Annotated in this window: 9 protein-coding genes; 5 read left to right on the top strand and 4 right to left on the bottom strand. The window is 37.8% G+C overall.

Annotation, left to right across the window (positions count from 1 at the left end; translation table 11 throughout):
* Positions 1-172: 172 nt before the first annotated feature.
* Entirely contained in the window at positions 173-1213 is a 1041-nt protein-coding gene (locus D7029_RS06415) for a PDDEXK nuclease domain-containing protein (protein ID WP_194952160.1), read from the top strand.
* 150 nt (positions 1214-1363) lie between these two features.
* On the opposite strand, the gene pepN is transcribed toward D7029_RS06415, so the two are convergent.
* A complete protein-coding gene (gene pepN / locus D7029_RS06410) occupies positions 1364-3979 on the bottom strand; it encodes an aminopeptidase N (protein WP_194952159.1) in 2616 nt (871 codons plus the stop codon).
* Positions 3980-4319: 340 nt separating this feature from the next.
* On the opposite strand from pepN, the gene pncB reads away from it, so the two are divergent.
* The 4 genes from pncB to D7029_RS06390 all read left to right on the top strand — a co-directional run bounded on the left by pncB (position 4320) and on the right by D7029_RS06390 (position 10242).
* Positions 4320-5534: a nicotinate phosphoribosyltransferase gene (gene pncB / locus D7029_RS06405; protein ID WP_194952158.1), complete on the top strand. Its 1215-nt coding sequence runs from the start codon at positions 4320-4322 to the stop codon at positions 5532-5534.
* Between the two features lie 268 nt (positions 5535-5802).
* On the top strand, positions 5803-7203 hold the full coding sequence (asnS, locus tag D7029_RS06400) for an asparagine--tRNA ligase (RefSeq protein ID WP_194952157.1): 1401 nt from the start codon (positions 5803-5805) through the stop codon (positions 7201-7203).
* Positions 7204-7543: 340 nt separating this feature from the next.
* The gene (locus D7029_RS06395; RefSeq protein WP_310989923.1) at positions 7544-8632 is read left to right on the top strand and encodes a porin; all 1089 of its coding nucleotides are present in this window, start codon (positions 7544-7546) and stop codon (positions 8630-8632) included.
* A gap of 419 nt (positions 8633-9051) precedes the next feature.
* Positions 9052-10242: an amino acid aminotransferase gene (locus tag D7029_RS06390; protein WP_194952156.1), complete on the top strand. Its 1191-nt coding sequence runs from the start codon at positions 9052-9054 to the stop codon at positions 10240-10242.
* Positions 10243-10395: 153 nt separating this feature from the next.
* Here the strand turns inward: D7029_RS06390 and D7029_RS06385 are convergent, their stop codons facing one another.
* From D7029_RS06385 to ldtD, 3 genes are all read right to left on the bottom strand, one after another.
* Positions 10396-11046, bottom strand: coding sequence for an MBL fold metallo-hydrolase (locus D7029_RS06385; protein WP_194952155.1), 651 nt, complete (start codon positions 11044-11046; stop codon positions 10396-10398).
* Positions 11047-11083: 37 nt separating this feature from the next.
* Positions 11084-11632: a YcbK family protein gene (locus D7029_RS06380; protein WP_075673124.1), complete on the bottom strand. Its 549-nt coding sequence runs from the start codon at positions 11630-11632 to the stop codon at positions 11084-11086.
* Between the two features lie 329 nt (positions 11633-11961).
* Complete coding sequence (ldtD, locus tag D7029_RS06375; RefSeq protein ID WP_194952154.1) at positions 11962-13689, bottom strand: L,D-transpeptidase; 1728 nt, start codon at positions 13687-13689, stop codon at positions 11962-11964.
* Positions 13690-13757: the final 68 nt, after the last annotated feature.

Raw genomic sequence — 13757 nt, 5'->3', positions numbered from 1 at the left:
TGCATACTTATTAACAAACAAAATGAGTACAAATAATTTAAATTATTTAATAAAAAACAATTTGTTATATGAAAACACATAACTGAGTAAGAACTACGATGATTAGGGATCTCAAATTTAGCAATCAAAACACAATTAAAAATGATAAACACTTAGAGACGGAGATAATTGAGTGAATGAAACAAACATACCAATAATACATATTTCTTTACTTGATGATATCCGAAAGCTCCTTAACCAAGGTAGAAAACAATCCACACAAGCCGTCAACAGTATAATGGTTCAAACCTATTGGGAAATCGGGCGTTTGATTGTTGAAGATGAGCAACATGGAGAAACTCGAGCTGAATTTGGTAAAGCCGTATTAAAATCATTATCTACTGAATTAACCAAAGAATTTGGAAAAGGATTTGATACTTCAAACCTTCGGTATATGCGACAATTTTATCTTACATTTCCAATTTGTGACGCAGTGCGTCACGAATTAAGTTGGACACATTACAGGACATTACTTCGCCTAAAAAACGAACAGGCTCGTCAATGGTATATTAATGAAGCAATAGTGCAATCCTGGTCAGCTCGTGCATTAGAGAGACAAATAAATACTCTGTACTACGAACGACTACTCTCAACTCAAGGAAAGCAACAAAACATTTTGCCTGTTTTAATCGAAGAACAACAGAAAATAGCTGAACTTACAACATCAGTTAAAGATTACTTACGTGATCCATATATTTTCGATTTTCTAGGTCTACCTAGTATTGCTTTACAAGAAAATAAATTAGAACAAGCCTTAATTGATAATCTAAAAGAATTCTTACTTGAACTTGGTAAAGGATTTGCTTTTGTAGAACGTCAACAACGCATTAATACCGATGATGGTGACTACTATATTGATCTAGTATTTTATAATTTTCACTTAAAATGCTTCCTATTAATTGACTTAAAAATGCATAAACTCACTCATCAAGATGTGGGTCAAATGGATATGTATGTGCGAATGTATGAAGAAAAAAAACGTCGTAGTGATGATAATCCTACTATTGGCCTCATTCTTTGCACTGAGAAGAATCATACTGTAGCCAAATATTCAATTCTTAATGAAAGTAAGCAATTATTTGCATCAAAGTACATACTAGCATTACCGAGTGAAACGGAGTTGATTGAGAAATTAGAACAAGAACGTCAAAGATTGCTTAAACAAAAAAACTAGGATCATAAAGCCATACTCTGTTTATCTGTTTTCTACCGTAATTAGCCATCTAATCATTATCATAAAAAATCCCCAGACTATGCTGGGGATCTAATTATCATGCTGATTTTATACTATTTACTCACTCATAAAGTGATATAAAACGTAATATTAATCAGCTAACGCTTTGGTGATTTTCTCATATAAATCACCTGATAAATTCTCAAGTTCTTTCAGTTTTAATAACTCTGTACGCATTTTTTCTTGGCGTGTTGCATCATAACGTTTGAGACGAATAAACGGCTCGATAAGGCGTGATGCAACTTGTGGATTACGGCTATTTAAATCAGTCAGAATTTCTGTCAATAATAAGTAACCAGAACCATCTTCAGCGTGGAAAGCGACTGGGTTATTATTTACAAATGCACCAATTAACGCACGAGTACGATTTGGGTTTGCAAGTGTAAATGAGCGATGAGATAACAGACTACGGACTTTCTGTAACACATCTGTTGCTGGGCTCATGGCTTGTAAACTAAACCATTTATCCATCACTAAACCGTCTTGATGCCATTTATCATCAAATTCTTGTAATAGCGCATCTTTACAAGGTAACTGAGCCATTACTGCGGCATTAAGTGCGGCAAGTGCATCGGTCATGTTATCACTGTTGTGATATTGCATATCAACAAGTTTGTTACCTGTTTGCTCATTTTCAACTGCTAAATAACCTAAGCAAACATTGCGTAAATCACGTTTTGCAATATCATCATGATTAACACGATAAGCACCCATATGCATTGAATGATAAACAGCAGAAAATTCATCGGCCATTTCAGTTGCGAGTGTTTTACGAATAAAACCAAGCGCTTTATGGATGGCAACAGGATCAATAATACTAAATGATTCACCCGCTTCAACATCTGTTGGTAATGTCAGAATAAGTGCAGCTAATGCAGGATCAATATCTTTATCAAGTAATACTGCACGGAAAGCATCAACCACCATTTCAGGAAGAATACAGGTTTCGCCTTTTTGAACTCGGGCAACATTTTCTTTTATATAGCGACCTAATAATGCTTGAGCTGCATCCCAACGTGAAAATGCATTACGTGCATATTTCATTAGGAAAGAGAGTTGCTCATCTGTAAATGGATAATCAAGTTTTACAGGCGCAGAGAACTCACGTAATAAAGATGGGATCGGTTGTTCTGGTACATCGTCAAAGATAAACTGCTGCTCTTCACGTACCACATTTAATACATTAGAAATAGTTTGACCTTGTGAACGCAGTGGGATCACATTGCCTTTGCTATCATACAATTCAATATCTAATGGAATATGTAATGGCTGTTTTTCAGTTTGATCTGCTGTTGGTGGCGTCATTTGACTAACAGTTAAAGTGTATTGCTTTTTATTAGCATCATAACTATCACGAACTGTCAGTTGTGGCGTGCCTGATTGGCTATACCAACGGCGGAATAAAGTCAGATCAACATTAGAGGCATCTTCCATTGCTTGAATAAAATCATCACAAGTTGCAGCACTACCATCGTGGCGATGAATATACATTTGAATGCCAGCTTGGAATTGCTCTTCACCTAATAAAGTGTGGATCATTCGGATCACTTCTGAACCTTTTTCATATACGGTTAAAGTATAGAAGTTGTTCATTTCGATCACGCTATCAGGACGAATTGGATGTGCCATAGGGCTTGCATCTTCTGCAAACTGTGCGGTACGCATCACTCGTACATTATTGATACGATTAACAGAGCGAGAGCCTAAGTCAGAGCTAAATTCTTGATCACGGAAAACGGTTAAACCTTCTTTTAGGCTTAATTGGAACCAATCACGGCAAGTGATGCGGTTCCCCGTCCAGTTATGGAAATATTCATGACCAATAACAGACTCAATGCCTAAGTAATCTTTGTCAGTTGCCGTTTCACTTTTTGCCAGCACATATTTAGAATTAAAGACATTCAGCCCTTTATTCTCCATCGCCCCCATATTAAAGAAGTCAACGGCGACTATCATATAGATATCAAGATCGTATTCTAAATTAAAGCGAGATTGATCCCATGCCATCGCATTTTTCAATGATGTCATTGCCCAATCTGCACGATCTAAATTACCTTTATCAACAAAAAGCTCTAAAGCAACTTCACGACCGCTTTTGGTGGTAAAAGTATCTCGTAATACATCAAAGTCACCTGCCACCACTGCAAATAAATAACTTGGTTTTGGATGTGGATCTTCCCATGTTACCCAATGACGACCATCATCAAGTTCACCTTGCGCAATACGGTTACCATTTGACAATAAATAAGGATATTGTTTTTTATCTGCCGTAATTGTTGTGGTGTAACGCGCTAATACATCCGGTCTATCTAAATAGTAGGTAATATGGCGGAAGCCTTCAGCTTCGCACTGTGTACATAATGCATCACCAGAAACATACAGCCCTTCTAATGCTGTATTAGCTGATGGATTAATCTCGTTAACAATTTTTAACGTAAATTGTTCTGGCAGTTGTTCAATGATGAGTTTGCCGTTTTCTTCTTTATAGTGTGTCCAAGCAACATCATTTACTGCAATTGATTTTAATGTTAAGTCTTCACCATCTAACACTAGTGCTGTTGCATCTGAGTTTAGGCGTTTACATTGGCTTATCGCTGTAACCTGGGTATTTTCTTTATCTAAGATAAAATCAAGATGTAAATCGGTGATTGTGTAGTCAGGGGCACGATAATCTTTGCGAAATTTCGCGATTCTTTGTTGTGTCATAGAAAAAACCTTTTAGTTAACACGACTATTTAACGGTTATATTACCAAAGCTTACTCGTCAAAAATCTGTTTAGCCAGTCGAATATTCAATTGAAAACATTAAAAGTCAACAGAATGTTAATAGTTTATTAATACATGTAATCAATTTATTTGGTAAATGATGCTAATATACTCCCAAATTATGTTTAACGTGGTAAACTCATCTAAGTTTTACAGCTTGTTTTTATGTCGCAGAGAAATATTGTTGAATAGTGACGCTTTGTCGTCATATTCGGGTATACTCTCCAACCTTAACGATTTAGCAGACATAAAAACGCTCCGTGAGGATGCTTGACGCGCTATGATTTTAGACGCTACACCGATTATTACATCACTGTTGGATACCGATGCATACAAGCTCCACATGCAACAAGCGGTTTACCACCATTATAGTGATATTCCTGTCGTTGCTGAGTTCCGCTGCCGGAGTGATGAACGTCTAGGTGAATATGCAACAACCTTACGCCATCAAGTTAATATGATGGCAGACCTGTCATTAACGAATGAAGAATTTAACTATCTTCAGAGTCTCCCCTTTTTCAAAAATGACTATCTGCAATGGTTCAAGCATTTTCGCTTTAAACCAGAACAAGTCCAAATTTCAGCGACACCTGAAAACCAACTGACGATCAGAATAACAGGCCCTTGGCGCGAAGTTATTTTATGGGAAGTTCCGTTGTTGGCTTTAGTGAGTGAAATTGTACATCGTGTCCGCTCGCCTCAAATCACACCAGATGATGCAGTTAATCAGCTACGTAAATTAATTGATATCTTCTACCGTGATGCTGCTGAGCAACAGATTGACTTAGCTGATTTTAAGTTGATGGATTTTGGTACTCGCCGCCGTTTTTCTTATGATGTGCAGTGTGCCATTGTGGATGAGCTGAAAAATCATTTTCCTTATCTTATTGGTACAAGTAATTATCATTTCGCTGAACGGATGCAATTAGCCCCAGTGGGAACACAAGCTCACGAGTGGTTTCAGGCTCATCAACAGATTAGCCCTGAACTGGCAAATAGTCAGCGTGCCGCCTTGCAGTCTTGGTTAGATGAATACCCTGATCAATTAGGTATCGCATTAACAGATTGCATTACAATGGATGCGTTTTTGCGTGATTTTGATAAAACCTTTGCAGAGAGCTATCAAGGTTTACGTCACGACTCTGGCGATCCTATTGAATGGGGTGAAAAAGCGATCGCGCATTATGAAAAATTGGGCATTGATCCAATGAGTAAAGTATTAGTCTTTTCTGATAGTCTTGATTTTCAAAAAGCGCTGGTACTTTATAAACATTTCCATAAGCGTATTCGTTTAATCTTTGGTATTGGTACTCGACTCACTTGCAACATTCCTGAAATCACACCTCTTAATATTGTGATTAAGCTGGTGGAATGTAATGGTAAGCCAGTTGCTAAATTATCAGATAGCCCAGGTAAAACCATTTGTGACGACAATGACTTTGTTGACAAGCTACGCAAAGCCTTTGACGTTCCTCTTGTTAAACAAGCCTGTTAATTAGCGAAAAATCTTCATTAATAAAAGAAAGGGTAAAAATTGCCCTTTCTTTTGTCATACCTCTGCCATAACAGCTACTTTCATCAATATTTCATCTATTTTTATCAATTTATTTTATACAAAAGCTTTTCTCTTCTTTATTGACTCTTTAAACTAAAATTTCCTACTTGTTTCCTGCGCTATTGCAAGTAACATAGAAAAACTGTCCGACAGGGGCAGAATGAATTAACCAAACAATTATTTTAATTAAACGAAGAGAGATTTATTTATGATCGTTGCGCCTGTAGTCGACGTACTGCAAGGCCGTATCGCGGTTGGCGAAGACGTCACCGTTCGCGGTTGGGTACGTACAAGAAGAGATTCAAAAGCTGGTATCTCATTTCTTACCGTCTATGACGGTTCCTGCTTTAATCCAGTACAGGCCATCATTAATAATAATTTACCGAATTATCAAGATGAAGTGCTGCACTTAACCACAGGCTGTTCTGTGGTAGTCACCGGTAAAATTGTTGAATCTCCGGGCCAGGGACAGAACTTTGAAATTCATGCCACCAATGTTGTTGTGGTAGGAATGGTCGATGATCCGGAAACTTATCCGATGGCCGCCAAACGTCATAGTATTGAGTACCTACGTGAAGTTGCTCACCTACGTCCTCGTACTAACTTAATTGGTGCAGTTGCTCGTGTTCGTCACACATTAGCACAAGCACTACATCGTTTCTTCGATGAACAAGGCTTCTTCTGGGTTTCTACGCCACTGATCACAGCAGCTGATACAGAAGGTGCAGGTGAGATGTTCCGTGTCTCTACATTAGATATGAACAATCTGCCACGCACAGATAAAGGCGAAGTCGATTTCAGTGAAGACTTTTTTGGCCGTGAAGCGTTTTTAACTGTTTCTGGTCAGCTAAATGGTGAAACTTACGCTTCTGCATTAAGCAAAGTGTATACTTTCGGTCCAACATTCCGTGCTGAAAACTCAAATACCAGCCGTCACCTCGCTGAATTCTGGATGGTTGAGCCTGAAGTGGCATTTGCTGATCTTAACGATATCGCAGCCCTTGCTGAGAAAATGTTGAAATACACCTTTGCAGCAGTGTTAGCAGAGCGTAAAGATGATATGGAGTTCTTTGCACAACGTGTCGATAAAGACGCTATCTCACGCTTAGAAAACTTTATCACCTCTGATTTTGCTCAAATCGATTATACCGATGCAGTCACTGTGCTTGAAAACTGTGGTGAGAAATTTGAAAACCCAGTTTATTGGGGTGTTGACCTCTCTTCTGAGCATGAGCGTTATCTTGCAGAGAAACACTTTAAAGCACCTGTTGTTGTGAAAAACTACCCGAAAGATATCAAAGCATTCTATATGCGTATGAATGAAGACGGTAAAACAGTTGCAGCAATGGACGTATTAGCACCGGGAATTGGTGAAATCATCGGTGGTTCTCAACGTGAAGAACGTTTAGATATGTTTGATAAACGTTTAGACGAAATGGGAATGAGCAAAGAAGACTACTGGTGGTATCGCGACCTGCGTCGTTATGGCACCGTGCCTCATTCAGGATTTGGTTTAGGTTTTGAACGTTTAGTTGCTTATGTGACCGGCGTCGCAAACGTTCGTGAAGTTATTCCATTCCCACGTACACCAAGAAATGCAGATTTTTAATTTAGTGATTGATTAGTATTCAACTGAAAATTTGCATTGCTGTTTTATTGTACTAGTTTTACTTAAGTGAAGAAGCCAACCTCAAGGTTGGCTTTTTTTATGCATGGCTGTTATTTAATTCAAAAGTTCCCCAAAATACATACTTTGAAATACATAGTTACAATTTGTTACACTTTTTTCGTTTTTGTAGCAAATTGGGGGTAGATAAAATTTTTTACCAATGGAACACTGTCACCCGACACAGACGACACTTAACTCTCATAAATAGTTCCATAAAAATTAAGAAACTATTTCTGGCAGTGGCAAAGGTGTCTGAATAACACCAATGAGGGTAATAATAATGATGAAGCGCAATCTTCTTGCAGTGGTAATCCCAGCTTTAATGTTTGCTGGTGCAGCAAACGCAGCTGAAATGTACAACAAAGACGGCAACAAAGTAGACATCTACGGTAAAGTTGACGTTCGTCATTACTTCGCTAACTCTGATAGAGATCGCGGTCAAGAAAGCGGTGACGCTTCTCGTGCTCGTATCGGTTTCAAAGGCGAAACTCAAATCAATAAAGATTTAGTTGGTTTCGGTCGTTTCGAATACGAAATCCGTACTAACAAAGCTGAAGGCGACACTGATTCACGTGCTCGTTTCGCTTACGCTGGTTTTAAATTCGCTGACTTTGGTTCAGTAGACTACGGTCGTAACTACGGTGTAATTTACGACACCAACGCATGGACAGACGTTCTGCCTTTATGGGGCGGCGACTCTATGTCACAAACTGACAACTTCATGACTGGCCGTACTACTGGCGTTCTGACTTACCGTAACACTGATATGTTCGGTTACGTTGATGGCCTGAACTTTGCTCTGCAATATCAAGGCAAAAACAACTCAGAAACTAACAACGACCGTACTGAAATCAAAAAACAGAATGGCGACGGCTTCGGTTTCTCTACAGCTTATAACTTAGGCTGGGGTGTAACTCTGGGTGGTGGTTATTCTAACGCTGCTCGTACTGCAGAACAAAAGTTAAGCACAGCTAAAGGTGAACGTGCAGAAGCATGGAACTTTGGTGGTAAATTTGCAGCTAACAATGTTTACTTAGCAGCTATGTACGGTGAAACTCGTAACATGACTGGTTTCAAAGGCAACATTGCTAACAAAACTCAAAACATCGAGTTAACTGCACAGTACGATTTCGCTGACTTAGGTCTGAAACCATCTTTAGGTTACGTTCAATCTAAAGGTAAAGACTTAGATGTTAACGGCGTAAACGACGAAGATTTAGTTAAATATATCTCTGTAGGTTCTTTCTACAAATTTAACAAAAATATGACTGCAGTTGTTGATTACAAAATCAACCTGATCAAATCTGATAATAAACTGGGCATCAACGACGACAACGTAGTTGGTTTAGGTCTGACTTATCAGTTCTAATTACCGCTTAGGTAATTAAACAGTCAAGTTAATTGATTTGAAAAGCAACACTTCGGTGTTGCTTTTTTATTTGCATAATTTGGCACACCTGCTCTCTCCTTTCCCTTATCTTTTTATTTTATCCCTATATTAATCACGATTGATTAGCGTCTCTCTTGTGATAACACTCTATGTAGTTTCCATTTTTGAAATATTCAAAAGTTTATCATACTAAACAATTCTGCCTTTTTAGTGATTATTTTTACATGTTAATGTAATCACAGGATATTCACTTATTTACATCTTGATTTGCTATTTATTCTCACTTAGTTCACAACTTCTTGTTAATTTCTCTACAAATAGTTGGCAAAAAGGCCTCATAGCGTTACTCTTGATACTCATATTTCGGCTTCGTTTTGAGCTTAGGGAACAATTACACTATGTTTGAGAAAATCATTGCTGCACCAGCCGATCCTATTCTAGGTTTAGCTGATAGTTTCCGTTCTGATCCTCGTGAAAACAAAATTAACTTAGGGATTGGTGTTTACAAGGATGAAACAGGCAAAACCCCTGTTTTGACCACAGTTAAGAAAGCAGAAAAATACCTGTTAGAAAACGAAACCACTAAAAACTACCTTCCTATTAGCGGTATCCCTGAATTTGGCAATGTGACCCAAGCACTTTTGTTTGGTGAACAACATCCTATTATCTCTGAAAAACGCGCACGCACGGCACAGGCTCCAGGTGGTACAGGTGCTTTACGTATTGCGGCTGATTTTATTGCTCAACAAACCACAGCAAAACGTGTTTGGATTAGTAACCCAACTTGGCCTAACCATAACAATATTTTCCAAACTGCAGGTCTTGAGATCTGCAATTATGATTATTACGATGCAGAAAATCGTGGGTTAGATTTTGAAGGCATGTTAGCGAGCCTTGCTAAAGCTCAAGCGGGTGATGTTGTTCTGTTCCACGGTTGCTGCCATAACCCAAGCGGTATTGATCCAACTGAAGAACAATGGCGTCAATTAGCTGAACTATCAGCAGAAAAAGGCTGGTTGCCTGTTTTTGACTTTGCATACCAAGGTTTTGCTCGCGGTCTTCAAGAAGATGCTCAAGGCTTACGTCTCTTTGCAGAAAAAAATCCTGAGCTTATTGTTGCTAGTTCATATTCTAAAAACTTCGGTCTTTACAATGAACGTGTAGGTGCATGTACCATTGTCACCAAAGACAGTGACACTGCTGAAAAAGCCTTTAGCCAAGCAAAAGCAATTATTCGTGCAAACTACTCAAATCCACCAGCACACGGTGCTTCTGTAGTAACAACTATTCTTTCCAACCCAGAGTTAAAAGAAGAATGGGTTGAAGAGCTAACAACCATGCGCGAACGTATTCAGCGTATGCGCCAGCTGTTAGTGACTACGCTGCAAGAAAAAGGTGCTAAACAAGACTTTAGCTTTATTATCGACCAAAATGGTATGTTCTCATTTAGTGGTTTAAATAAAGAGCAAGTTGAGCGTTTACGTGCTGAATACGGTATTTATATCGTAGGATCTGGCCGTATTAACGTTGCAGGTTTAACTCTTGAGAATATGGTTCCACTTTGTGAAGCCATTGTTGCAGTACTCTAATTACCTTATCAAGTGTAATGAAGATAAATGCCACGTTGTTTAATAACGTGGCATTTTTATTCAGATCAATAAAAATATAAATCACATTTTTTACTGATAAAAAAGCTCTTTATAATAAAGAGCTTTCATTTGTTTATTTATATTCGTGCAAGATCACCAGATTGGCATTTCATCTTGTAAAAAAGGGTTATATTGGCGTTCATGCCCTAAATTAGACATAGGGCCGTGTCCCGGAATAAACAGATAATCATCGCCTAAAGGTAAGACTTTATTTTTGATTGAAGCAATAAGATCGGCATGGTTTCCACGCGGGAAATCGGTACGACCAATGCTTTCTTTGAATAACACATCTCCCATAGAGATAAGTTTATTCTGATGATTTACAAAAATAATATGTCCCGGTGTATGACCTGGGCAATGTAAAACAGATAACAAAACGGTTTTACCAATTGTGATGGTATCGCCTTCATTTAGCCAGCTATCTGGTGCAAATGACTTTCCACAAGGGAAATTAAACATACGACACTGTTGTTCTAATTCCTCTAATAAGAAATTATCATCTTTATGAGGACCATAAACAGGAACATTAAAATGCTCAACAATTTGAGAGGTGCCTGCAATATGATCAAAGTGTCCGTGCGTTAATAATACTTTGGTTAATGTTAATTGGCGGGCTTCGATTTCTGCAATAAGCGTTTCGACATCTCCACCAGGATCAACAATTGCCGCTTCCTTCGTTTCATCACACCAAATAAGGGTGCAATTTTGCATATAGTTTGTCACAGGTACAATGTGATACATCATGAATCACTCCACTCTCTATTAACTAATTCTCAATAGATTACCATGAGCGAACAGGTCCTGTATCAATATGCACAAAATTACTTCTTGGATAATAACCTACACCGCCCGCTTTCATTCTTAATGCGACTTGACGAACTTTAGAAAGATCAGTGCCCACTAAACGAAAATCCATTGCTTGTCCGCGTGTATGATAACTTTTCTTTGCTACACCACTACTGCTTTGGCGCAAATTATTATTGGTTACTAATGAACGATAACCTGAAATAAGTTCAACAGGTTTATTGTTATTAAGCATCACTTGCAGTAAGTAAATTTGGTCAAACAGTGCGGGATCAATGGTTTTGATTTTGTTTTGACGATAATCTCTAAAAAGGTGATTTAATTTAGCAAGCTCATGTTTGTTATAGCGTTTTCCATCAAAAAACTCGGCTTTAATAGTTTCACCGGTATTTAAATTATTAAAGCGAAGGATTTTTGGACGAGGTGTTGCTAATGAAGCAAATGCATGAGAAGGCAATAACCCTAACCCCACTGCGGCCATACCAAGCCCCAGCCACTTACGGCGATGTGAATCAATAATATCCATAGTATATGCACTCAACAAATTATTTCAGGAGGAAGAACCTTTATTATGACAATATTTTTCTCGAATTGTTTCTTATCGTTTGTATAGTATTGTAAATAACACTTCATTTCAATTTAACGCCATTAGTAATTTTATAAATTTAGTTATTTATACTAATCTCTATTTTTATCATTCTATTTTTAATAGAAATTTTAAAAATATTTTATAATTTATTATATTTCTAGTTATCTTATTGCAGACCATAAAAAAACATTTTTATCTTATTGATTTATATAAAAATAAAGGACAGCTGAATTAGCTATCCTTTATTCAATTTATATTTATTTATATTAAAAGTATTTCTTAATATTCTCTAAATAGGGTTGTACATTGGTAGTAACTTTGTCATAACCATAAATATCTGCACGATATTGAGGTGCATTTTCCTGAGCCACCCATGCTGTTTGATAATATAAATAAACCGGAATACGTTCAGGAATTGGCGCATATTGTGTTGATCCACGTTTTAATGCCGCATCAATTCTATCTTGTTTCCATCCCGCATCACCCAATAAAATGGAAGCAAGCTCAGAGGCTTTATTTACACGAATACAACCTGAACTAATTGCTCTCATATTTTTTGAGAACAGTGAATGGTTTGGTGTGTCATGCAGATATATTGCATCTGAATTTGGCATATTAAATTTATAACGCCCTAATGAGTTTGTTGGCCCCGGAGCCTGCCAAATTCGGTAAGGGAAGTTATTTGCGCTCATATTTTGCCAATCAATGTCATAAGGGTTAATAGGATAAGCATCATTCCCCCACCCTGAATAAATAGTATATCCCTTACGACTAAAGTAACTAGGATCTGCTTTGCCTCTAGGTACAATATCTTTACGAGTCATACTTGTTGGCACATTCCAAGGTGGATTAACCACAACATTATTTAATGCGCTACTCATAATCGGTGTTTTTCTATCAGGACGACCGACAATAACTTTTGAATCAAGAATAAGCTCGTTATTGGCATAAAAATAGAGTGAAAAATCAGGAATATTAACCCAAATTCCTGTATCTCCAATGGCAGGTGTCAGGCGAAGACGTTGAATATTTAATGCCATAATACTCGCACGTTGTGCCGGTGTCATATTTAACCACACTCGAGTTTGTCGCCCAATAATCCCATCAGGCTCTAACCCATGCGCAGTTTGAAATAATTTAACAGCCGCAACTAAAGGTGCATCATAAACCGTTGTTGCCATTTCCTGTTCATTTGCAGCCAGTTCAGGAATTAGTTTTAAATTACGTAAAATCTGTCTTAGAGGTACAACTTCTTGTGATGATTGATTTGGCTTTAATGATGTTGTTCCTTGCATTTCTGGCCAAACAACTGAGCTATGTAACTGCTTACGCACTTCTTCTTTCATTAAGTTGTAATAAGGATGAGATGGTGCATAAGAAATAACAAAACTACCTAAGGTGTTATTTTGGATATTTTGCTGTAATTCTACGACTGATTTATCAGTGGGTGATGGTAATGTTTGCATCACATTACGATACAGTAAAGATATGCCTGATTTATTCACTTGCTCAACAAAACTGATATAGCCTAAAAAAGCGTCTGATAAAATAAGATCACGTGCTTCTTTTGTTAATTCAGGCGTTCCTAATTGTGTTAACCATTGCCCAAATTGGGGCTGAATACCTGAAATAGCGACTTCAGCAATTTGTTGCTGTAATTGCTGTACTATTTTTTCATCTTGCCAGATTAATGCTAAGTTATTCGCTTGGTAAACTTTCGCTAGCTGGGTTAAATATAACGGTTTATATTCCGTTGGGCTCCACGATTGTAGTTTTGTTCTTGCTTCTAACTCGGTCACTTGTGGAATATTCATTACCACAGTTGCGGGTGCTGGCATAGCTTCATTAGCCACAGGAACTAATGTCGCGTTTTCTGTTTCGGGTGCAGATAAAGTCACTGACTCTGTTTCTGTAGCCATTGCATAATGGCCAGAAAGGAGTGTACCTATAACAACTGAATATGCGATTGCTCTTTTAATTGGTTGATGCGCCATAAATCCTCTACCCTCATCCCTTATTATTATTTTGGTATCCTAGAATATTAGATGAGCTTGGAAAAGAG

Origin of the sequence: Proteus vulgaris (genome assembly GCF_016647575.1) — a bacterium.
GTDB classification, from domain to species: Bacteria; Pseudomonadota; Gammaproteobacteria; order Enterobacterales; family Enterobacteriaceae; genus Proteus; species Proteus mirabilis_B.
Note: the sequence above shows the minus strand (reverse complement) of the source record. Positions and strands in the feature narration are given on the sequence as shown.